Consider the following 22,649-nt stretch of genomic DNA (forward strand, 5'->3'; position numbering starts at 1 on the left):
TATACTTGCAGAATCAGACGGAACACCCAGGAGGGGCGCCATGCAATTCGGAATCTTCACCGTCAGCGACATCACCCAAGATCCGACGACCGGCCGCACCCCGACCGAAGCCGAGCGCATCCAGGCGACGCTCACGATCGCCAAGCACGCTGAGGAGGTCGGACTCGACGTGTTCGCACTCGGCGAGCACCACAACCCGCCGTTCTGGTCGAGCTCGCCCACCACGACGCTCGCGTACATCGCCGGGCAGACCTCGACCCTGCAGCTGACCACCTCGACCACGCTCATCACGACGAACGACCCGGTGAAGATCGCCGAGGACTTCGCGATGCTGCAGCACGTGTCGGGCGGTCGCGTCGACCTCATGCTCGGCCGCGGCAACACCGGGCCGGTCTACCCCTGGTTCGGCAAGGACATCCGTCAGGGCCTCCCGCTCGCGCAGGAGAACTACGAGCTGCTGCACCGCCTCTGGCGTGAAGACGTCGTTGACTGGCAGGGCCGGTTCCGCACCCCGCTGCAGGGCTTCACCTCGACGCCGCGCCCGCTCGACGACGTGCCCCCGTTCGTCTGGCACGGCTCGATCCGCACGCCCGAGGTCGCCGAGCAGGCCGCCTCGTACGGCGACGGCTTCTTCGCGAACCACATCTTCTGGCCGGCCTCGCACACGCAGCGCATGATCGCCCTCTACCGTCAGCGCTTCGAGCACCACGGGCACGGCACCGCCGCGCAGGCGATCGTCGGCCTCGGCGGCCAGGTGTTCATGCGCAAGAACTCGCAGGACGCCGTGCGCGACTTCCGTCCGTACTTCGACAACGCGCCCGTCTACGGCCACGGCCCGAGCCTCGAGGACTTCACCCAGCAGACCCCGCTCACGGTGGGCAGCCCGCAGGAGGTCATCGACCGCACGCTCGGGTTCCGCGACTACGTCGGCGACTACCAGCGCCAGCTCTGGCTGCTCGACCACGCCGGACTGCCGCTGAAGACCGTGCTCGAGCAGCTCGACCTGCTCGGTGAAGAGGTCGTGCCCGTACTGCGTCGCGAGTTCGCGAAGGACCGTCCCGCCGAGGTCCCGGATGCCCCGACGCACGCCTCGCTCGTCGCCGGGAAGTACGGCGACCAGGCGCCGCGCCAGGCGACGCCGAAGGCGAACCGCGGCGACAACCTCGCCGGCCCCTCGCCCTACCAGGACGCGCAGGCCGTGCCTGCCGCATCTGCAGCCGTCAAGACCGGCTCGGCCTTCGGCCCCGCCGCAACGCGATAGGAGTTCACGATGACCACCAAGCGCATCGTCGTCATCTCGTCGGGCCTGTCGACGCCGAGCTCGACCCGGCAGCTCGCCGACCGCCTCTCGGCGGATGCCGCGAGCATCCTGCAGGAGCGCGGCATCGAGGTCGAGGTGCAGACGTTCGAATTGCGCGACCTCGCCCACGACATCACGAACAACCTGCTGCTCGGGTTCGCCCCGCCGAAGCTCGAGGAAGCCCTCGAGGCGGTCGCCTCGGCCGACGGCCTCATCGCCGTCTCGCCGATCTTCACGACGAGCTACGCGGGCCTGTTCAAGTCGTTCATCGACGTGATCGACACGCAGGCGCTCACCGACCTGCCGGTGCTGCTCGGGGCGACCGGCGGCACGCCGCGGCACTCGCTCGCGATCGACTACGCGATGCGCCCGCTGTTCACGTACCTGCATGCGGTGCCGGTGACGACGGGCGTCTACGCGGCCACGAGCGACTGGGGCGACGGCGGCGACGGCGTGCGTTCACTGCCCGACCGCATCTTCCGCGGTGCCAAGGAGTTCGCCGACCTCGTCGAGCGCACCGACCGGTCGAACCTCGTGAACGACCCGTTCGCGCTGGATCGCCCCACCGGCCACCTCATCGGCGGTCTCGCGGGGGAGTGAACCCGGCCGAAGGCCCCGACGTCGATCCCGGCGGCGGGGCCCTCGTCGTGTCCGCGGCGCCCGGCGTCGTCTCGGCGGATGCCGCGTGGCTCGCGTCGTGGCTCGACCCGTGCCTCGCGTCCCTCGCCTCGTGCCTCGCGTCGAGCCGTGCGACGAGCCGGTCGACGCCCAGCCCGAGCGCGATCGCGACCGGCACCGACACGAGCATCGCGACGAGCGGCTGGTCGGCGAAGGCCGCGCCGATGAGCGCACCGACGCCCACGTTGTAGCAGGCCCAGGCGAAGCCGGCGGCGAGCGAGAGCGGCAGGTAGCGGCGCAGCGGCACTCCGCCGGCACCCGCGGCGAGGTTCACCGCGATGCGTGCGAACGGCACGTACCTCGCCGTGAACACGAGCACGGCCGTGCGCCGGTGCACGGTGTCGCGGGCGCGCGCGAGCGCCCGCTGCACGCGACCGCGACGCTGCCATGCCCAACGGTCGAGGCCCACGCGTCGACCGATCAGGTAGCAGAGCAGGTCGCCGATGACGGCACCGGCTGCGGCGACCGGCACGACGAGCCACGGCGACGGTGAACCCGTCGAGGCGGAGAGGGCGCCGAGGGCCACGACGAGCGTCTCGCTCGGCAGCACCACGAGGAACGCGTCGCCGACCACGAACGCGAACAGCACGGGCAGCACCCACGGCGACGCGGCGATCGCATCGAGGTCCAGCGCGTCGACAGGCACAGGCCGGTTCTACCCCGCCGAGGTGAACGGCAGGGGGCGGATGCCGCGGGCGGGCGCCCGCGACATCCGTCAGCGCCCGGTGCGCTCCTCGTCGACGAGCGAACCCGGCTCGAGGTCGTACACGGAGTCCTTCGGCTTGGACGCCTCATCGGTCGCGGCGCCGCGGAACCACGGCGCCCACCAGAGCACCGTGCCCGCCACCCACGCGGTCACGGCGAACGCCGCCCACGCCTGGATCGTGGTGATGCCCGATTCGATGGCGACCGCGGTCGTGTCCGAGGCCGGCGCGGCCACGTCGTCGAGCGAGGCGAGCCACGTCGTGAGCGAGACGGCGATGACGGCCGCGAGCACGGTCACGAGGGTCACGATCGCGAGGCGCCACCGCTTCAGGGCCTGCGAGAGCAGCATGAACGAGAGCGCGCCGACGACGAGCGCCGAGGCGATCGCCCGCCAGAGGATCGAGCCCCACGGCGCCGTCAGCCGCTCGGCCAGCGGGTCGAGCAGGAGCATGGGCAGGTACGCGGTGACCGCGAGGGCGAGCGCCCCGAGCACGCCGAGCAGGATCCACCGGCCCGGGCGCGACCGACGCGCGGACGACACGGTCTGCAACCGGCTGTGCGTCACCTCGGTGACGACGACGAGGGCGGCGAGCACCACCCAGAACGGCAGCGTCCAGAGCCCGAACGCGAGCGCGACGAGCCCGAACGACACCACGAGCAGCGCCGTCAGGGTCACGAGGATCGCCCGCGGCATCCGTGCCCGTCGTTCCGCGGCCGCGATGATCCTGCGAGGCCGCGACCCCTCGACGGTCGCGCTGTTCACGGCATCGCGTCGCTCGCGTCGCGCCGACCTGGCGCCGAGCAGGCGGATGCCCGCGACGACGGCGGCGACCGCCGTCGCGGCGAGCGCTCCCGGCCAACTCCGATCGAGCGCGGACGCCGCGCTCAGGTCGCCGGTCATCTCCCGGAGCGCGAGCATCAGCCCGCAGGCGAGGATGATCGCCGCGAGCATGAGCCGGGGCGGCGAGAGCAGCGCGGGCGCGAGCACCAGCACGGGGCGCAGGAGCCACTGCACGACGCCGACGGGGGAGAGCTGGCCGCTTCCGCGCACGATCGCCGAGGACGCGACGCGCACGACGCGCGAGGCCAGCGCGACCCGGTAGCCGGACCCGAGCGACTCGAGGTCCTGCGAGCCGCGCACCATCTGCGCGCGGATGCGGTCGGGAGCGAGGGCGTCGCCGGCCGGATCGGTGTTCGGCCCGACGACCGGATCGTCGTACGGCCGGTCGGGGCTCTCGTCCATCTCGCGGAGGAGCGCCGCGTGCACGAGGTCGAGGTTCGGCGCCGGCGTGGGCACGACGCGGGGCGCCGGCTCCATGCTCTCGAGGAGTTCGACCATGCCGGCGGCGGCGTCGAGGCGACCCCACCACCAGTCGTTGCGGCGCCACTCCTTGCTGAGGAATCCGGCGAAGTTCGCGATGCGCAGGCCCGCGAGCTTCGACGACGAGCGCAGCTCCCGGTCGTCGAGCAGCCGCGAGACCGTCTCGCTGTCGAGCTCCTCGACGGGCTTCGCGAGCGCGGCGCGGTATCCCTCGAGGACCTGCGCGTCGAGGAGGGTGCGATACGTCGTGACGGCGGCGGGCTGCGTGTCGGAGCCGATGCGGTGGAATCGCACGGTCGACGATGCGGTCGGAATGCCGCTGCCCGCGAAGATCAGCGGCAGGTCGCTCGCGGGCAGGCGGGTTCCGACGCCGGGCATCCGGTGCCACGGGGTCTCGAGCCAGCGCCGCTTCCGGTCGTCGGCGGCGGCGATGGTGCTCGCGTGCTGGAGCCACTCCACGAGCGCGTCGAGTTCGCCCCAGAGCTCTGCGCGAAGACGCGGGCGGTCGGCGTTCGCGTCGAGCCAGGTCGTGACCAGCGCGGCGACGCTCGCCTCGGTCAGTGGCGATTCGGAGGGCGCGACGTCGTCGATGGCGTCGAGTGCGCGGCCGACGGCACGGTCGCGCAGGTCGCGCGCCTGCGACATGACGGCGTAGAGCCGCTCGCGCAGCACGGCCCGCGTCGTGCCGGAGGTCTGCGGGATGCGGGTGAGCGCCTCGTCGAGCGCGTGCAGCGACGTCGCGCGGAAGCACTGGTCCTCGATCGCGCGCACCCAGGTGAGCGCGCAGAACGCCGCGTCGACGAGAGTCTGCGCGCCGAGCGGGACGGCATCGGACGGCACGTCCTCGACGGGCTCGTTGCGGCTGACCCGGTCGAGGGCGTCGCGGAGCGCCTTCTCGAACCGGCCGATGCTCGTGCGGTCGAGGGCCCGACGGTCCGGTCGGCGCTTCAGGTTGGTGCCGAGGGTCCACTCGCCTGGCCGGCTGAAGACCATGCGCAGGAACTCGGCGTCCGTCGTCGACCGCAGCCGTGCGAAGGCGGCGACCGAGCTGCGCTCCGACGTCGGATCCTCGCCGGCGGTCGTGTTCGCGTTCATGCGCACGGCGAGCATCTCGTCGCGTCCCTTGCGCACGAGCGCCTGGGTCCGCTCGTCGAAGACGGCGTCGATCTCGTCCTCGCCCGATTCGCCGCCCGCGCGCTTGCGCACGCCGGCCATCACCGAGAACAGGAAGCGCGAGAGCGGGTCGTTTCGGGCGGTCCGCGGGTCCGGCGGCAGCTCCGGCGCCGGACCCGTGTACGCCGTGGCCCGCAGCAGCCAGCGCGAGCTCTCCTTCGGCGACGGGTCGAGGTAGACGAGGGCGCGATTCACGTGCTCGTTCGCGGGGATGTTGCGCACCGCGCGGAGCGCGCGATCGATGGGGATGTTGTCGAGCACCCCGCCGTCGACGACGCGGAACGGATGCGACCTCCCCTCCTTGCGGTGCGCGCTGAACACGTTGCGCATGTCGGGCGGGCTCGAGGTGCGGGCCGCGTCGAACGGCTGGTCGCCGGAGTAGATGAGGGCCGGTTCGAACGCGCCGGGGAACGACGAGGTCGATCGCGCCGCGTAGGCGAGTCGCGCGTAGGCGAGGCGCCGATCGTCGTCCTCCGCGTCCTTTCCGGGGATGTCGCGATGCGGCACCTCGTCGGTCTCGGTGCCCACGAACCGGAAGTGGGCGTGCCCCTCGGCGGCGCTGCGCTCCGTCGTGTCCTTCGCGTCGATGAGCGTCGCCGAGAGGTCGACGACGACGTGCGGCGCCTCGAGGGCGGCATGCGGCGGCACGGTGACGATCGGCGGCTCCGCCTTCGCCTCGCGGCCGCCCTTCGCCTCGGAGCGGCGCTTCGGATCGGTCGTCGGTGGCGCGGATCGGACGGCCTTCGCCGACATCTCGGCTCCGCGCGCGAGGTCGGCCCTTCCCGCGCCGCGCACGTCGCCGTCGGCGATGCGGCCGAGCGCGTCGACGAGTTCGACCCAGAAGAACTCGTCGCCGCGGAGCACGGAGTCGAACTTCGCCGGCCTGCCGGTCTGCAGCAGGCCCCACGCGGCGCCGGTCTCGAGCCACGTGCCGAGGATGCCCTCGAGCCCGACGCCGGCGCGCTGCGCGACGGCGTACATGACGGCGTTCAGCCCGCCGGCGCTCGCTCCGGCGAGCACGTCGAACTCGACGCGGTCGTAGCCGCGTTCGAACAGCAGTTGCGCGTACCGCTCGGCACGGGCCAGCAGGTTCTCGTCGGGCATCGACGCCGTGACCGCGGCGGTTCGGGCCGTGTGGTCGGCCTTCGCCCACGCCGCGGAGTCGATCGCGGTCGGGTGGATCAGCAGGGCCCTCGGCTGCTGCTCATCACCCACGCGATAGATGCGGATGCGCCGCAGGATGTCGAGTTCGGCGATCGCACCGCCGATCCAGACCGCGAGGCTGACTCCGCCCTTCATCGCGAGCGCGACGCGGAGTCCGCGAGCGTGGAACGGTGCCGCCCCGTCGGGCAGGAAGATCCGCGGGTTGAGGTCGGCGACGGCGCCCTTCGACGTCTGCGCCTCGCGGTCGACGGCCTCGGCTGGCGCCAGATCGACGCCCGCGGGAACGGGGAACGTGCCGAAGGTGCGCTCGAACGGCTGCGCCGTGGCGGCGGCATCCAATCGCAGCGTGACGTAGTCGTGCGGCACCGGCTCTGGCATCGGTCGCTCCCTGCGGAAGACCCGTATCGGTCGGCCACATGCTAGCGACTGGCGGGCCCCGACGGCGTCAGGGCGCGCACCGAGTCAGCGGGCGCGGTTCAGCCGCCGCTCTTGCGCCGGAACTCCTGCTTCGTCGCGGCGTTGCCCTGGGCGTGGTCGACGGCCCCGCGGCCGTCGAGGTGCGCCTCGCCGCGGTGCTGCTGCTTGTTCTTGCGCTCGAGGGCCTCGCGGAACTTGCGCTTGACGTCGTCGGAGGGGCCAGTCGTGGTCTTGTCGTCGTCAGAACTCATGGGTCGAGTCTAGGCGCGTGCCGTCTCGGCTGCCGGCGCTCACGCCTGCGTGAGGTCCCGAGCGCGGAACCTCGCGAGCCCGAGCGTCCAGAGCGCGAGCGCCACGAGCGACAGCACGACGAGGGGCAGGACGTCGAACTCCACGCCGGGAACGCGGGGTGTCGCCGCGAGCGGGGTCGCCTCGATGACCTCGTCGGAGAGCGAGAACAGCGGGCCGAACATCGCGATGATGACGCTCGCGCCGTAGACGATCCACGTGATGAGGATCGCCTGGCGTGGCAGCCAGCCGGTGAGCAGGACCGCGACGCCCATGAGCACGAGCAGGCTCGGCACGTACGCGATCGAGGCGCCGAGGATGCGCAGCACCTGGTCGGGGTCCGACTGCGTGGCCGCGAACGCGAGACCGAACACGAGCCCGGAGGCGACGAGGATCACGGTGCCCCACACGGCCGCCACGAGGTAGTGCGTGAGCGCCCACCTCGTGCGCGAGACCGCACCGGCCAACTGGGGTTCGAGGCGTCCTGAGGCCTCTTCGAGGCGCACCGACGTCGCCGACTGCACGGCGAACGCGGCCGCGACCATGGCCGTGGCCATGACGAAGAGGCCGACGATGCCGTCGAGCACCGAGTCGGCCTGCCCCATGAACGCCTGCGCGTACGCGTTTCCGGAGTCGAGCAGGTCGCTCATCGCCGAGGCGACGCCGCCGTAGAAGGCGCCGCCGACCATGCCGCCGACGAGCCATCCGATCATGGGTCCGCGCTCGAGTCGCACGGCGAGGCCGAGCGTCGTGCCGAGCGAACGGCTCGCACGCGCGGGCCCTGGGCGGTCGGGCAGCACGCCGGCGCCGACGTCGCGGCGGGACTCGATGACGCCGGCCACGAGGCATCCGCCGATGCCGAGGCCGACGAGCAGCAGCAGCGGCCACCAGACGTTCTCGCCGAACGAGCGCATGTTCTGCGCCCACCCGATGGGCGACGCCCAGCTGAGCGGGCTCGGGGTGTCGCCCTCGGCCTGCACGTCGGCGATCGCCCGCACGAGGTACGAGACGCCGAGCACGATCGAGGCGAGCGAGTTGGCCGCCCGGCTCGTCGAGGTGAGCTGGCCGGCGAGCGCCGCGATGCCGAGGAACGCGATGCCGACCCCCGCGATCGACGCTCCCATCGCGAGCGACCCCTCGGCCGGCAGTCCGAGGCCGATGCACGTGATGCCGATGAGCAGGCCGATCGCGACGCTGAGCCCGCCGACGACGAGCTGGTTCGCGAGGCTGTAGGCGTGGTGTCCGACGGCGCCGGCGCGGATGAGCTCGGTGCGCCCGTTCTCCTCCTCGGCCCGCCCGTTGCGGGTCAGCAGGAAGATCGACGCGAAGCCGATCGAGACGGCGAGGGTCATCCAGATCTTGATGTTCAGGATGCCGCCGAGCGTGCCGGCGCCGTACGGCAGGCCGGTGAGCGCGGCGACCGCCGGGGTGTTGGCGACGGCGGCGTACGCGTCGCGCGACTCCTGCGTCGGGAAGGCGACGCGCTGGGACTCGAAGACCATGGCGACCATGCCGACCAGCACGACGACCCAGATCGCGAGCCGCAGCCAGTTGCGGCGCAGGATGAATCGGGCGAGCTCGGGGAACGCCGTGAACGTCGCGACGGGTGCCGCGTGTCCGGGGGTCGTCGAGGTCGGCCGGGTGGGCGCGAGTGCGGTCATGATGCGCGCACCGCCTCGTCGGCGGACTCGCTCGCGGGCAGGTCGACGCCGTAGTGCCGGAGGAAGAGCTCCTCGAGGGAGGGCGGCGTCGACACGAGCGATCGCGGCGAGCGCGCCGCGAGGTCGGCGAGGACGGCGCCCAGGTCGCCGTCGTCGACCGTGAACGTGACGCGGTCGCCGTCGACGGCGAGGTCGTGCACGTCGGTGCGCTCGCCGAGCGTGCCCGCGCCGCCGGGCAGGACGACCGCGACCGAGGTGCGGTGCAGGTGCCGCAGGTCGGCGAGGGTCCCGGCCTCGACCGTTCGGCCCGCGCGGATGATCGTGACCTGGTCGCAGAGCTTCTCGACCTCGGCGAAGATGTGGCTCGAGAGCAGCACGCTGCGACCCTGGTGCGCGAGCTCGCGCACGGTGTCGGTGAACACGCCCTCCATGAGCGGGTCGAGGCCCGACGTGGGCTCGTCGAGGATCAGCAGCTCGGCGTCGGAGGCGAGCGCGGCGATGAGGGCGATCTTCTGCCGGTTGCCCTTCGAGTACGTGCGCGCCTTCTTCGTCGGGTCGAGGTCGAAGCGATCGACGAGGGCGTCGCGACGGGCGCGGTCGATGCCGCCGCGCAGGCGCGACAGGATGTCGATCGCCTGGCCGCCCGTGAGGTTCGGCCAGAGGTTCACGTCGCCGGGGACGTAGGCGATGCGACGGTGCAGGTCGACGGCCTCGCGCCACGGATCGCCGCCGAGCAGGCGCGCGGTGCCGGCATCCGCCCTGGCGATGCCGAGGAGGATGCGGATCGTGGTGGACTTGCCCGAGCCGTTCGGCCCGAGGAAGCCCATGACCTGGCCCTGCTCGACGCGCAGGTCGAGCCCGTCGAGGGCGGTGACGGCGCCGAAGCGCTTGACGAGGCCGGCGACCTCGATCGCCGCGGTTGATGCTGTGTTCATGATGGCTCCTTGCATGTGATCGGTGAGGTACCAGGTGGGTGCGCGGTCGCGCTCAGCCGGGCGGGTCGCCGATGTAGAGCAGGTACTGATCGAGATAGGTCGAGTCGGCGAAGACGCCGTGGGTGTAGAGCTCGATCGAGGGCAGGGCGGTCGCCTCGAACGTCTCGTGGAGCACGGCCTTGAAGTCGGCGAGCGAGATCTCGGGACGCAGCGACAGCTGCACGATGAGCCCGCCGATCGAGTTCGTCACGAGCAGTCGGGCGCGCCCCTCGGGGTCGCGGCTCGGGCGGAGGATGCCGGCATCGACCGCCGTCTCGGAGTAGGCGAGCGCGTCGGCGATCATGTGCTCGATGAAGGCGGCCCCGGCCGGGCTGCCGTCCTGCACGCTGCGGAGGATGTAGACGAGCATGGCGCCGTACTCGTCGGCCTCGGCGTACTGCGCCAGCGCGCTCAGGGGGGAGGTCAGACCCTCGACCTTGGCGGTGCGGTGCATCGCGAGCACGGCCTCGTCGCATTCGGCGCGCAGCGCCTCCTTCGAACCGAAGTGGTGGCGGATGAGTCCGGCGCTCACGCCGGCCCTCGCCGCGATGGTGCGCACGGACGCGGTGAATCCCTCGGCGGCGAAGCACTCGATGGCGGCGTCGCGCAGGCGAGCCCGCGCCGTGAGGTCGCTCGGCGGAATCGAGGCGTCGGGCGCCTCGTCGGCCGGGGCGTCGTCGATCGGAGCATCGCTCGTCGGAGCATCCGCAATACGCATGTATCGGATACTACACATGCGTATAGCCGACGTCCAGACGTCGCGGCACCCAACCCGCCGCGACCAACGGGTGAACGTTCGGCGATGCGGACCCTGAACGCGGAAACCATCTCCGATCAGCCGTCACGCTGGAGAGGTGAAGGTCGCACTCCTCGCAGAATCGTTCCTCCCGCACATGAACGGCGTGACCCATTCCCTGCTCCAGGTGCTCCGCCACCTCGAGCGACGAGGCCACGAGGCGCTCGTGGTCGCACCGCGCACCGGTCTCGCCGACCCGCACTTCGACGAGGCGCTGCACGGAGCCCGAACGGTGTTCGTGCCCTCGATGCCGCTGCCGAGCTATCCCGACGTGCGCGTCGCGCTCACGGGCGCGCACCGGCTCGCGACCGTGCTGCGCGGGCACGGCACCGACGTCGTGCACCTGGCCAGCCCGTTCGTGCTCGGCTGGCGCGGCATCGCGGCCGCCGAGATGCTCGGCATCCCCTCCGTCGCGATCTACCAGACCGACGTGCCCGGCTACGCGGAGCGCTACGGCATCCCCGGTGCCGCGCCCGCGCTCGCGAGGCACCTCTCGAAGCTCCACCGTCGCGCCACGGTCACGCTCGCCCCCTCGACGTCGGCGATCGAACGGCTCACCTCGCTCGACGTCGCCCCGGAGCGCATCGTGCTCTGGCGCCGCGGCGTCGACACCGAGCGGTTCGCCCCCGCGCGACGCTCCGAGCGCTGGTGCCGCGAGGTCGCCGGCGCCCGAGCCGACGAGGTCGTCGTCGGCTACGTCGGCCGACTCGCCCCCGAGAAGCAGGTCGAGGACCTGCGCGCCATCGCCGACCTGCCGCGCACGCGGCTGGTCGTCGTCGGGGACGGACCCTCGCGAGCGGCCCTCGAGCGGATGCTGCCGAACGCCGTCTTCACCGGATTCCTCGGCGGCGACGCGCTCGCCGAGGCCATGGCCGGCTTCGACGTGTTCGTGCACCCCGGCGAGAACGAGACGTTCTGCCAGACGATCCAGGAGGCGCTCGCCAGCGGGGTGCCGGTCGTGGCCGTGGGCCGCGGCGGCCCGCTCGACCTCGTCGAGAACAGCAACGACGGCTGGCTGTACCGGCCGGGCGACCTGCACGAGTTCCGCGCCCGCGTGCTCGACCTCGTCGGCGACGACGCCAAGCGGCGGGCGTTCGCGGTCCGCGCCCGGGAGGCGGTGCGCGGCCGCGGATGGGACGTGCTCGGCGACGAACTGCTCGGCCACTACGGGCGGGCGATCGCCGGGACCCGGGCGGCGTCGAGCAGGCCCGCGGTCGGCCGGGACGCCGCGCCCGCGGCCGACTCGGCGGTCGACTCGGCGGTCGACGTGCCGTCGTCCGGCCGCCCGTTCGCACCGGCGCGCAGCGCGCCGCGTCGCGTCGCGGCATCCGTTCCGCCCGTGCCGCCGCCCTGGCAGCGGTTCGTCGCGGTCGGCGACTCGCTGAGCGAGGGACTCTGCGACACGTCGCGCATGGCCGCGGGGGAGTACCGCGGCTGGGCCGACCGCCTCGCGATGCTGCTCGCGCTCGCGAGCCGGCACGGCGACCGGGTCTCGTACGCGAACGTGGCCGTGCGCAGCCGCAAGGTCGTCGACGCCGTCGAGACGCAGATCCCGCTCGCCGCCGCGATGCGCGCCGACCTCGTGAGCGTGTTCATCGGCGCGAACGACCTCGTGGGCCCGCGCCCCGACGTGCCCGCGCTCGCCGACCGCCTGGGCGGGGCCGTGGCCGGCCTGCGCGGGACGGGCGCCGACGTCCTGCTCGTGACCCCGTTCATGCCGCAGCGTCCGGCGTCGCGGCTGTACGAGCGGCGATTCGCGGCGTTCGCCGACCGTCTCCGCGGCATCGCCGAGGAGACCGGCGCGATCCTCCTCGACATCGGCGTGGTCCCGCAGCTCACGGCCAAGGGCATGTGGGCCGAGGACCGCGTGCACCTGAACTCGGCGGGCCACCGCGCGCTCGCGTACGCCGCCGCCCGCGTGCTCGAGGTCCCGGATGCCTCCGCGCTCGGCGCGCTCGAGCAGGCGGCGCACGACGGCCTCGACTCCGGCGGCGGTGACGGGGCGACGGGGGACCGGCAGGTCGGTGATGCGGAGTGGATCGCGCGCCACGCAGCTCCGTGGGTCGCCCGCCGACTGCGCGGACGGACCGCGGGCGACGGACGCGAACCCAAGCGGCCGGAGCTCCGCCCGGTGCTGCTGCCCGCGTCGACCGTGGCCGTCGACGGCGCGACATCCGCTGTTCACGGGTGAAAAACACGCCCTCTGCTAGGCTGGTCGAGGTTGCCGATGGGTTGCCGTGCAGGTGCACGTGCCGATCGGACGCCGACGGAGCAGGCCGGCAGGAAGCTGGTCCCCTGTGGTGGATCACCAATCGACGACACGATCGAATGGTGGACTTCTACTGGTGGCCAGCGTGAATGCATCGTCTGATGCGATTCGTATTGCCTGTTCCTGCTCCGATGTACGAGTCGTGCCCATACGGGGTGCGACGAAAAACAAAGGAGAGAGACCTCTTGGAAGGTCCTGAAATCACGTTCGCCGAAGCCGTCATCGACAATGGCAAGTTCGGCACCCGCACCATCCGGTTCGAAACCGGCCGCCTCGCGCAGCAGGCGCAGGGCTCGGCAGTCGCCTACATCGACGAAGAGACCATGCTGCTCTCGGCGACCTCCGTCTCGAAGCAGCCGAAGGACCACTTCGACTTCTTCCCGCTCACGATCGACGTCGAAGAGCGCATGTACGCCGCGGGTCGCATCCCGGGCTCGTTCTTCCGTCGCGAGGGCCGCCCCTCCACCGAGGCGATCCTCACCTGCCGTCTCATCGACCGCCCCCTGCGCCCCTCGTTCGTCGAGGGCCTCCGCAACGAGGTCCAGGTCGTCGTGACCGTGCTCGCCATCGAGCCCGACGAGCTCTACGACGTGCTCGCCATCAACGCCGCGTCGCTCTCGACGCAGCTCTCGGGCCTGCCGTTCTCCGGCCCCGTCGCCGGCGTGCGCGTCGCGCTCATCGACGGCCAGTGGGTCGCGTTCCCCAAGTTCAGCCAGCTCGAGGACGCCGTCTTCAGCATGGTCGTCGCGGGTCGCGTCATCACCGAGAACGACGGTTCGCAGGATGTCGCGATCATGATGATCGAGGCCGAGGCCACCGACAACGCGTGGAACCTCATCCAGGCCGGCGCCGTCAAGCCGAGCGAAGAGGTCATCGCGCAGGGCATCGAAGCATCGAAGCCCTTCATCAAGCAGCTCGTCGAGGCGCAGCAGGTGGTCGCCAAGACCGCCGCGAAGCCCGTCGCCGACTACCCGACCTTCCCGCCCTACCAGGCCGAGGTCAAGGCCGCCGTCGAGGCGTTCGCGAGCGCCGAGCTCAAGGACGTCTACAAGATCGCCGGCAAGGTCGAGCGTCAGGACGCCGACGACGCGCTCAAGTCGCGCGTCAAGGAGCACGTCGCGGCCAAGGTCGAAGCGGGCGAGCTGCCCGAGTCGGCCAACGCCGAGGTCTCCGCGGCCTACAAGTCGGTCACCAAGAAGGTCATGCGCACGCGCGTGCTCGAAGAGGGCGTCCGCATCGACGGCCGCGGCCTCGCCGACATCCGCCCGCTCGACGCCGAGGTGCAGGTCGTGCCCCGCGTTCACGGCTCGGCCATCTTCCAGCGCGGCGAGACCCAGATCCTGGGTGTCACCACGCTGAACATGCTGAAGCTCGAGCAGTCGATCGACTCGCTGAGCCCGGTCACCAAGAAGCGCTACATGCACAACTACAACTTCCCGCCCTACTCGACCGGTGAGACCGGTCGCGTCGGGTCGCCGAAGCGTCGCGAGATCGGGCACGGCGCACTCGCCGAGCGCGCCCTCGTGCCCGTGCTGCCCACGCGCGAGGAGTTCCCCTACGCGATCCGCCAGGTGTCCGAGGCGCTGAGCTCCAACGGCTCCACGTCGATGGGCTCGGTCTGCGCCTCGACCCTGTCGCTGCTCAACGCCGGTGTGCCGCTGCGCGCGCCCGTCGCGGGCATCGCCATGGGCCTCATCTCCGACACCGTGAACGGCGAGACGCGCTACGCGGCCCTCACCGACATCCTCGGTGCCGAAGACGCCCTCGGCGACATGGACTTCAAGGTCGCCGGCACGTCGGAGTTCGTCACCGCGATCCAGCTCGACACGAAGCTCGACGGCATCCCCGCCTCGGTCCTCGCCGGCGCGCTGACGCAGGCGAAGGAGGCGCGCACGACGATCCTCGCCGTGCTGAACGCCGCGATCGACGCTCCCGACGAGATGGCCCCGACCGCGCCCCGCGTGATCTCGGTGCAGATCCCCGTCGACAAGATCGGCGAGCTGATCGGCCCGAAGGGCAAGACGATCAACGCGATCCAGGACGAGACCGGCGCCGACATCTCCATCGAGGAGGACGGCACCGTCTACATCGGCGCCGTCGACGGCCCGTCGGCGGAGGCCGCGCGTGCCCAGGTCAACGCGATCGCGAACCCCACCAACCCCGAGGTCGGCGAGCAGTTCCTCGGAACCGTCGTCAAGATCGCGGCGTTCGGCGCGTTCGTCTCGCTGCTGCCCGGCAAGGACGGCCTGCTGCACATCAGCGAGGTGCGCAAGCTCGCCGGCGGCAAGCGCGTCGAGAACGTCGAAGACGTGCTCGGCGTCGGCCAGAAGATCCTCGTCGAGATCACGAAGATCGACGACCGCGGCAAGCTCTCGCTCGCGCCGGTCGTGGCCGAGGACGCCGACACCGAGGGTCGCGAGACCTCCGGCACGCACGCCGAGGCTCCTGCAGAGGGCGCCGACGCGTAGTCACCGCGTTCATCGCAGACCGATGCCCCGCCCGATCCGTTCGGGCGGGGCATCCGTCGTCTGCGGTCGTGTGCGCGGCCAGGGGAGGCGCCGCGATGCGCGGTGCGATGCGAGGTGCCGCGATGCGCGGTGCGATGCGCGAGCCGGGATCGCCACGTGAAGTGGGGATGGCCGGGTGCTCGGCCGGGGAGTAGGGTCCGCCCCATGATGAAGAATGCTCACTTGAAAAGAGGGCTTCCGTCTCGTCTCGGCGCCCTCGCGGTCATCTCCACCGCGCTGGTCGCCGGCCTCGCCGCCTCGCCGGCAACCGCCCAGCCGACCACGGCCGCCTCGGGGGCCGCATCCGCTGTGGCGACCGGCTGGTCGCCGCCCGCACGCGGCTACGTCGCGCTCGGCGATTCGTTCACCGCCGGCCAGGGGGCTCCGCCCTACTCGTCGGATGCCTGCAAGCAGAGTCGCTACACGGGCTACCCGACCGTCGCCGCCGTGTTCAGCCTCTACCGCCTCTCCGAGAACAGGGCGTGCTCTGGCGCGACCGTCGCCGACACGGCAGCGCAGCTGGCCGGCGTGAGTGTCGAGACGAAGCTCGTCACCTTGACGGTCGGCGGCATCGACGCCGGCTCCAACGAGGTGCTCGCGGGCTGCGCCGCGAATCCCGACCCGGCCGTCGACCCATGCAAGACCGCGCTCGCGACGAGCGCTGCGAAGCTGGCCGCCCTCGGCCCGCAGCTCGTCGGGCTCTACGCCACGATCGCCGCGACGCTTCCGAACGCGAAGGTGGTCGTGCTGAACTACCCGCGCCTGTTCAACCCGGGGGTCGCACCGCTCGGCGACCTCGTCAACACCGCGAGCGATGGCCTGAACGCCGTGATCGCCGGCGCGGTGGCGGCGACCGGGAATCCGCGCGTCGTCCTCGTCGATGCCACGCAGGAGTTCGCCGGGCACGGCATCGGCTCGCGCCTGCCCTACATCGCGTTCGATCCGGCGAACCTGCTGGCCACGGCGAACTTCCACCCGAACGCGCTCGGCAACGCCTTCGGCTATGCGCGGGCGCTCGCGAACGATCGCGTGCTCTCGCGCTGAGCCGGCTTCCGGCCAGGAGGATGTCCCGCCCGAGACGCTCGGGCGGGGCATCCGTCGTCTGCAGCGGACCTGCCGAGCGGATGTCGCGGCTCGGCCACGATCTCGGCCGCGATCTCGGCCGCGGGAGCGGCCGCCCTCCGACGAGGAGGGCGGCCGTTGCGGTGATGGGCGGATCCGTCGGCGCCGGTCAGGAGAGCCGGTGCACGCTCCGGCGGATCAGCGCGTCGCGCTCGGCCAGCGCCGCGGCCGCGACCGCGCGCGCCTCGAGTATCGACCGCAGTCGGTCGGGGTCGTTGCGGCGGGCCGCTCGGCGCAGGCCCCATTCGGCGATGCCGAGTCCGCTGCGCACGGCGAGCCTTGCGACGGCTCCCGAACCGGGGGAGAGGAGTGCGGTGGTCATGTCAGGGCTCCTTCGTAGTGTCGGATCGGGTCGTGGTCTCGGCACCGGTGGTGGTCTCGGCACCGGCGGTCGGTTCGCCGCGCATCAGCGGGAAGGCGTTGATGTGGATCTGCACCGGCCGCGATCCGGGGGTCGGCGTTCGCTTGTGCGCGTCGATGTACCGCTTCAGCACGACGTCGAGGTCGGCGACGAGCGCGCCGAGCTGCTCGGGGGTGAGCCGCAGGTTGATGGTGTCGCTCGTCGCGATGTCGAGCCACTCGTCGCCGAAGACCTGGTCGCCCTCGAGGACGAACTCGCGGAAGTTCGTCTCGCGCGAGCGGAACCACTCGTCTTCGACGAGCTTGACGGCGAGGCGCTCGGCGCTGCCGGCGGGCAGCGAGCGGGCGTCGGGGATCGCGATCGAGCCGGGCGTGCGCCCCCACCAGCGTTCGCGGCCCTTGCCGCGCGTGGTGTCCTCGCGCACCAGGCCGGCGCGTTCGAGCTGGCGCAGGTGGTAGCTCGTCGAGCCGCTCGACTCGTCGAGGCGTTCGCCGAGTCCGCTCGCGGTCATCGGTCCGTACGACGAGAGCTCGTCGTAGATGCGCACGCGCAGCGGGTGTGCGAGTGATTTGAGGCTCGACGAGGGCAGGACGTGGTCGATGCCGGGGTGGCGAGAACTGCTCGGTTCGGCCGAGAGGTCGCGGGGCTGGTCGGTGGACATGTTGCAAAGATACCTCTGCAAAGACATTGTTGCAATGATTTCTTTGCAACAGTGTCTTTGCATGCGGTCGCCGGCGGACGGGGTGCGTGGACCCGTGTCCGACCGCCGCCGGTCAGCCCCCGCCGAGTCGCGCGATCGTCGCGTCGGCCAGGCGCCCGGCGGCGCCGGGTACGCGGTCGAGGTAGAGCAGCGGCTCGACGAGTTCGAGCTCCAGCACGGCGAGGCGACCGCCGACGCGCACGACGTCGAATCTGGCGTAGAGCGGGTCGAACGGCAGGCGGGCGAGCATCGCCTCGATCTGCGCGAGGTCGTCGGCCGCGGCATCCATGCGCTCGACCGAGCCGCCGTAGATGCCATGGGCGCGGAAGTCGCCCGTGGCCGGCCGCTTGCGGAGCACGTGGCTCGGCCGCCCGCCGAGCACGACGAACGAGAGCTCGCCCTCGTCGAGGATCGCGTCGGCGAACGGCTGCACCATGAGCTCGACGTCGGGCTGTCGGGCACGCAGGACGTCTGCGAGCCCCGCGGCATCCGTGCGCTCGACGCCGGAGCCGCCGACGCCGACGGACGGCTTGACGACGAGCTCGGTCCAGCCGGCGGCAGCGACCGCGGCGACGAGGGCGTCCGCATCGGCAGGGGTGCCGCGCAGGACCGGGACGATCGGCACCCCGAGGCGCTCGAGCTCGCCGAGGTAGCGCTTGTCGAGGTTCCAGCGCACGGCATCGAGCGGGTTGAGCAGCGTGCACGGTGAGCGGTCGATGCTCGTCATGACGTCGACGAACCGGCCGGGCCGGTCGACGTAGTCCCAGGTGCTGCGCACCACCGCGCCGTCGAACGCGCCCCACTCGACATCCGGTCGAGACCAGACCACGGCCTCGGCCTCGACGCCCCGTTCGCGCAACGCCTCGATCAGCAGGTCGTCGTCGTCGAAGAGCGCCTCGATGTCGCCGATCTCCCAGGTCACGAAGCTCGGGAGTCGTTCGCAACGCAGGATCGCAACACGCATTCGGGGCCTCAATTCGATCTCGCCAGCAGCGGCGCCAGGCGGTAGGGGATGAGCTCGCCCATGGCGAGGGAGGTCTCGGTTCGCACGACGCCGTCGATCGACAGGATCTCGCCGTCGATGCGGAACAGGTCGTGCGCGTCGCGGCACACCACGCGCACGAGCAGGTCGACCGAGCCCGAGAGCCCGTGCGCCTGGATCACCTCGGGGATCTCCGAGACGGCGGCGACCACCTCGTCGAGCCGCTTCTGCAGCAGGTGCACCGACACGAACGCCTCGAGCGGGTAGCCGATCGGCACGGGGTCGATGCTGCGTTCGAACGAGAGGAAGGCGCCGGATGTCTCGAGTCGCGCCATGCGCGCCTGCACGGTGTTGCGCGAGAGGCCGAGCCGGTCGGCGAGGGCCACCACGGTGGCCCTGGGGTCGGTGGCGAGTGCTCCGAGCAGCGCGCGGTCGACATCGTCGTAGCCGGTCATAGTGCCACACGATAGCACCCCTCTCGGGTCTCTCGTTGAGCAACATGCTCAACCGATTATCGAATGCTTGAGCGCTGTGCCATCCCGACGTACGCTCACGGTATCCGGCAGTGTCGCCGGGTACGGCTGCTCACGAGGCGGCCGTCGAGAGCGAGGATCCACCCATGACCCCATCCGACCGCATCGCCACCGGGCTGCTGACCCGGGCCGACGGGTTCGCCCAGCTCATCACTGCCGAGGGCGAACGCCGTGCAGACCCCGACCTCGATCGCTGGGTCGCCGACATCGACACCGAGGCGCTGGGCGGCCTGTATCGCGACATGTCGGTGCTGCGCCGCATCGACTCCGAGGGCATCGCGCTGCAACGCCAGGGCGAAGTCGGCCTCTGGCCGCCGCTGCTCGGCCAGGAGGCCGCGCAGGTCGGGTCGGCGCGCGCCCTCCGTTCCGACGACTTCGTGTTCGGGAGCTACCGCGAGCACGGCGTGGCGTGGGTCCGCGGCATCGATCCGGCCGACGTGCTGCGCGTCTGGCGCGGCGCCGCGTCATCCGGGTGGAACCCGTACGACTACGGCATGGCCGTGCCCCAGATCATCATCGGCGCGCAGTCGCTGCACGCGACCGGCTGGGCCATGGGTGCGCGATGGGACGGATCGGATGCCGCGGCCGTCGCGTACTTCGGCGATGGCGCCACGAGCGAGGGCGACGTGAACGAGGCCCTCGTCTTCGCCGCGAGCTTCGAGGCCCCCGTCGTGTTCTTCTGCCAGAACAACGGCTGGGCGATCTCCGAGCCGGTCGGCCTGCAGTCGAAGCAGCCCCTCGCGCAGCGCGCCGACGGCTTCGGGGTGCCGGGCATCCGCGTCGACGGCAACGACGTGCTCGCCGTGCTCGCCGCGACCCGCGTCGCCCTCGACCGCGCCAGGCGCGGTGGCGGCCCGACCTTCATCGAGGCCGTGACGTACCGCATGGGTCCGCACACCACGGCCGACGACCCCAAGCGGTACCGCACCGACGACGAGCTCGCCGACTGGCGCGCCCGCGACCCCATCTCCCGGGTCGGGGCGCTGCTCGCGGCATCCGGCATCGACCTCGAGGACCTCGAGCGCGAGGTCGAGGTCGAGGCGTCGCGCGCGGCAGGAGCACTCCGCGCGTCGATCGCGACCATGACGGACCCCGAGCCGATGAGCGTGTTCGACCACGTCTACGCCGAACCGCACTCCCATCTCGACCGCCAACGCGAGCAGTACGCCAGATACCTCGCCCAGTTCGACGACGGCGAGTCGGCCGGCACCGAGGGAGGCGTCCGATGACCACCCTCACCCTCGGCGGCGCCATCAACGCCGGCCTCCGCCGCGCCCTCGCCGGCGACGACCGAGTCGTGCTCATGGGCGAGGACATCGGCACGCTCGGCGGTGTCTTCCGCATCACCGACGGCCTCAAGGCCGAGTTCGGCGCGCACCGCGTCGTCGACACCCCGCTCTCCGAGGCCGGCATCATCGGCACCGCGGTCGGCCTGGCCTATCGCGGCTACCGTCCGGTCGTCGAGATCCAGTTCGACGGGTTCATCTACCCCGGGTTCGACCAGATCGTCGCGCAGGTCGCGAAGCTGCACCGGCGCTCCCGCGGCACCGTGAAGATGCCGATCACGATCCGGGTGCCCTTCGGCGGCGGCATCGGGGCGGCCGAGCACCACTCCGAGTCGCCCGAGGCGTACTTCGCGCACACGGCGGGGCTGCGGGTCGTCTCGTGCTCGGATGCCGCCGACGCCTACGTCATGATCCAGCAGGCCATCGCGAGCGACGACCCCGTGCTCTTCTTCGAGCCCAAGCGCCGCTACCACGTCAAGGGCGAGGTCGACGATCGGGCGAGCCTCGCCGACGCCAAGCCGATGGGCGTCGCGTCGGTCGTGACCTCCGGAACCGACGTGACGCTCGTGACGTACGGCGCGCTCGTGCAGGTCGCGCGCGACGCGGCCATCGCCGCCGCGGAGGAGGGCGTGTCGATCGAGGTCATCGACCTGCGGTCGCTCTCACCGCTCGACCTCTCCACGATCGCGGCCTCGGTGCGGCGCACCGGTCGCCTCGTGATCGCCCACGAAGCCGGCCAGCAGCTCGGGCTCGGCGCGGAGATCGCGGCGAGCATCACCGAGCGGTGCTTCGAGTTCCTCGAGGCGGCACCCGTGCGCGTGACGGGGCACGACATCCCGTACCCGCCCGCGAAGCTCGAGCGGTACCACCTGCCAGACCTCGACCGCATGCTCGACGGCGTCGACCGGGCGCTCGGCCGGCCCAACTCGATGAGCGGGGTGGAGGCGTGAGCATGATCCGCGACTTCCCGCTGCCCGACCTCGGCGAGGGCCTGACCGAGTCCGAGATCGTCGCGTGGCGCGTCGCCGTCGGCGATCGCGTCGAGCTCAACCAGATCATCGCCGACGTCGAGACCGCCAAGGCGGTCGTCGAGCTCCCGTCGCCGTTCGCGGGTGTCGTCACCGCGCTGCACGCGGGCGAGGGCGAGACCGTCAACGTCGGTGCGCCGCTGTTCTCGTGCGACACGGGCGAGGGCGTGGCGGCCGAATCCGCCGCTTCGGCCGTGCCCGCGCCGCCCGCTGGACAGGCGACGGATGACGCGCCGGGCCCGAACCTCGTCGGCTACGGCGCCGGTGCCGAGTCGGGCCCGAAGCGCCGAGCCCGGCGCAACGCGCTCGCGGCCGACCTCGTGCCCGCGCCGCCCGCCGGGGCCGAGCCGAGCGCGGGAGTCGAGGAGGCACCCGCCACGACCGGGCCGGCCACGAGCAGAGGGTCGACGCTCGCGACGTCGCCGTCCGAGCGTCCGCGTTCGACGCCGCCCGTGCGCAAGCTCGCGCACGACCTGGGCATCGACCTCGCAGCCCTGCACGGCACGGGGGAGCGCGGACTCATCACGCGCGCCGACGTCGAGGCCGCGGCATCCGCTCGCTCGAAGCCGGAGCCGGAGCCGGAGCCGGATCCGGTCGACGCTCTTGGGACGTCGGCACCCCGACGGGAGGATGCCGCCGACGTGCGCATCCCGATCCGCGGCGTGCGCAAGCACACGGCGGCCGCGATGGTGCAGAGTGCCTTCACGGCGCCGCACGTGACCGAGTTCCTCACGGTCGACGTCACCGCCGCCATGGACCTCGTCCGCAGTCTTCGCGAAGACCCCTCGTTCGCCGGGCACCGCGTCACCCCCCTCGCGGTCGTTGCGAAGGCCGTGTGCCTCGCCGCCCGGCGGACCCCCGACGTGAACGCGCGCTGGGAGGAGGCGTCGCAGGAGATCGTGCAGCTCGCCTCGGTGAACCTCGGCATCGCCGCGGCGACCGAACGCGGGCTCGTCGTGCCGAACGTGAAGGGGGCCGAGCGGCTGACGCTCATCGAGCTGGCCGACGCGATCGGCGAACTCGCGGTCACGGCACGCGAGGGTCGCACCCGGCCTGCGGACCTCACGGGCGGCACCCTGTCGATCACGAACGTCGGCGTGTTCGGCGTCGACGCGGGCACGCCGATCCTGAACCCGGGCGAGGCGGTCATCCTCGCGATGGGCGCCGTGCGCCGTCAGCCGTGGGAGCACCGCGGCGAGATCGCGCTCCGCGAGGTCATGACGCTCAGCCTCTCGTTCGACCACCGCCTGGTCGACGGGCAGCAGGCCGCCTCGTTCCTGACGGATGTCGGCGCGCTGCTGCGCGACCCGGCCCGCGCGCTGACGATGGTGTGACCGAGCTCGGCTAGGTGCAACCCCTGTCGGCGGCGTCGGCCGGGGAGGAT

The 22,649-nt window shown here is 71.9% G+C and carries 18 protein-coding genes; 8 read left to right on the plus strand and 10 right to left on the minus strand.

Annotated elements, in window-relative coordinates; genetic code table 11:
* Window positions 1–40: 40 nt before the first annotated feature.
* Entirely contained in the window at window positions 41–1,261 is a 1,221-nt protein-coding gene (locus ABIC29_RS17000) for an LLM class flavin-dependent oxidoreductase (protein ID WP_116082837.1), read from the plus strand.
* A 9-nt stretch (window positions 1,262–1,270) separates the two neighbouring features.
* Window positions 1,271–1,900: an FMN reductase gene (locus ABIC29_RS17005; protein ID WP_354247339.1), complete on the plus strand. Its 630-nt coding sequence runs from the start codon at window positions 1,271–1,273 to the stop codon at window positions 1,898–1,900.
* On the opposite strand, the gene ABIC29_RS17010 is transcribed toward ABIC29_RS17005, so the two are convergent.
* From ABIC29_RS17010 to ABIC29_RS17035, 6 genes are all read right to left on the minus strand, one after another.
* Entirely contained in the window at window positions 1,875–2,624 is a 750-nt protein-coding gene (locus ABIC29_RS17010; RefSeq protein ID WP_354247342.1) for a DedA family protein, read from the minus strand. The two genes, ABIC29_RS17005 and ABIC29_RS17010, sit on opposite strands and share 26 nt — an antisense overlap.
* Before the next feature lie 69 nt (window positions 2,625–2,693).
* Window positions 2,694–6,719, minus strand: a complete 4,026-nt coding sequence (locus ABIC29_RS17015; RefSeq protein WP_354247345.1) for a DUF3376 domain-containing protein — start codon at window positions 6,717–6,719, stop codon at window positions 2,694–2,696.
* A 98-nt stretch (window positions 6,720–6,817) separates the two neighbouring features.
* Window positions 6,818–7,009: a DUF5302 domain-containing protein gene (locus tag ABIC29_RS17020; protein ID WP_116082826.1), complete on the minus strand. Its 192-nt coding sequence runs from the start codon at window positions 7,007–7,009 to the stop codon at window positions 6,818–6,820.
* 39 nt (window positions 7,010–7,048) lie between these two features.
* Complete coding sequence (locus tag ABIC29_RS17025) at window positions 7,049–8,707, minus strand: ABC transporter permease (protein ID WP_354247347.1); 1,659 nt, start codon at window positions 8,705–8,707, stop codon at window positions 7,049–7,051.
* On the minus strand, window positions 8,704–9,642 hold the full coding sequence (locus ABIC29_RS17030; RefSeq protein WP_354247349.1) for an ABC transporter ATP-binding protein: 939 nt from the start codon (window positions 9,640–9,642) through the stop codon (window positions 8,704–8,706). Before ABIC29_RS17030 ends, ABIC29_RS17025 begins: the two co-directional genes overlap by 4 nt.
* A gap of 52 nt (window positions 9,643–9,694) precedes the next feature.
* On the minus strand, window positions 9,695–10,399 hold the full coding sequence (locus tag ABIC29_RS17035; protein ID WP_116082818.1) for a TetR/AcrR family transcriptional regulator: 705 nt from the start codon (window positions 10,397–10,399) through the stop codon (window positions 9,695–9,697).
* Between the two features lie 136 nt (window positions 10,400–10,535).
* Here ABIC29_RS17035 and ABIC29_RS17040 point away from each other — a divergent pair, with 136 nt between their 5' ends.
* The 3 genes from ABIC29_RS17040 to ABIC29_RS17050 all read left to right on the plus strand — a co-directional run bounded on the left by ABIC29_RS17040 (window position 10,536) and on the right by ABIC29_RS17050 (window position 16,297).
* Window positions 10,536–12,668 carry a glycosyltransferase gene (locus tag ABIC29_RS17040; protein WP_354247352.1) on the plus strand — a complete coding sequence of 711 codons (2,133 nt, stop codon included), beginning with the start codon at window positions 10,536–10,538 and terminating at the stop codon, window positions 12,666–12,668.
* 263 nt (window positions 12,669–12,931) lie between these two features.
* The gene (locus ABIC29_RS17045; RefSeq protein WP_116082813.1) at window positions 12,932–15,214 is read left to right on the plus strand and encodes a polyribonucleotide nucleotidyltransferase; all 2,283 of its coding nucleotides are present in this window, start codon (window positions 12,932–12,934) and stop codon (window positions 15,212–15,214) included.
* Window positions 15,215–15,418: 204 nt separating this feature from the next.
* Window positions 15,419–16,297: an SGNH/GDSL hydrolase family protein gene (locus ABIC29_RS17050; RefSeq protein ID WP_354247355.1), complete on the plus strand. Its 879-nt coding sequence runs from the start codon at window positions 15,419–15,421 to the stop codon at window positions 16,295–16,297.
* A gap of 187 nt (window positions 16,298–16,484) precedes the next feature.
* Here the strand turns inward: ABIC29_RS17050 and ABIC29_RS17055 are convergent, their stop codons facing one another.
* The 4 genes from ABIC29_RS17055 to ABIC29_RS17070 all read right to left on the minus strand — a co-directional run bounded on the left by ABIC29_RS17055 (window position 16,485) and on the right by ABIC29_RS17070 (window position 18,873).
* The gene (locus ABIC29_RS17055; protein WP_116082807.1) at window positions 16,485–16,697 is read right to left on the minus strand and encodes a hypothetical protein; all 213 of its coding nucleotides are present in this window, start codon (window positions 16,695–16,697) and stop codon (window positions 16,485–16,487) included.
* Window position 16,698: 1 nt separating this feature from the next.
* Complete coding sequence (locus ABIC29_RS17060; protein ID WP_354247358.1) at window positions 16,699–17,397, minus strand: ArsR/SmtB family transcription factor; 699 nt, start codon at window positions 17,395–17,397, stop codon at window positions 16,699–16,701.
* Window positions 17,398–17,509: 112 nt separating this feature from the next.
* Window positions 17,510–18,400 carry a DcsG N-terminal domain-containing protein gene (locus ABIC29_RS17065; RefSeq protein ID WP_116082802.1) on the minus strand — a complete coding sequence of 297 codons (891 nt, stop codon included), beginning with the start codon at window positions 18,398–18,400 and terminating at the stop codon, window positions 17,510–17,512.
* 8 nt (window positions 18,401–18,408) lie between these two features.
* Entirely contained in the window at window positions 18,409–18,873 is a 465-nt protein-coding gene (locus tag ABIC29_RS17070; protein WP_116082799.1) for an Lrp/AsnC family transcriptional regulator, read from the minus strand.
* Window positions 18,874–19,037: 164 nt separating this feature from the next.
* On the opposite strand from ABIC29_RS17070, the gene pdhA reads away from it, so the two are divergent.
* Genes pdhA through ABIC29_RS17085 form a run of 3 tightly spaced genes read left to right on the plus strand, consistent with a single transcriptional unit; the run spans window position 19,038 to window position 22,599 of the window.
* Complete coding sequence (gene pdhA / locus ABIC29_RS17075; RefSeq protein WP_354247362.1) at window positions 19,038–20,180, plus strand: pyruvate dehydrogenase (acetyl-transferring) E1 component subunit alpha; 1,143 nt, start codon at window positions 19,038–19,040, stop codon at window positions 20,178–20,180.
* Window positions 20,177–21,187 carry an alpha-ketoacid dehydrogenase subunit beta gene (locus ABIC29_RS17080; protein ID WP_116082795.1) on the plus strand — a complete coding sequence of 337 codons (1,011 nt, stop codon included), beginning with the start codon at window positions 20,177–20,179 and terminating at the stop codon, window positions 21,185–21,187. The genes pdhA and ABIC29_RS17080 overlap by 4 nt, the downstream gene beginning before the upstream one ends.
* A 2-nt stretch (window positions 21,188–21,189) precedes the next feature.
* A complete protein-coding gene (locus ABIC29_RS17085) occupies window positions 21,190–22,599 on the plus strand; it encodes a dihydrolipoamide acetyltransferase family protein (protein ID WP_354247365.1) in 1,410 nt (469 codons plus the stop codon).
* Window positions 22,600–22,649 lie beyond the last annotated feature (50 nt).

Source organism: Agromyces sp. PvR057, from assembly GCF_040547485.1.
Lineage (GTDB): Bacteria > Actinomycetota > Actinomycetes > Actinomycetales > Microbacteriaceae > Agromyces.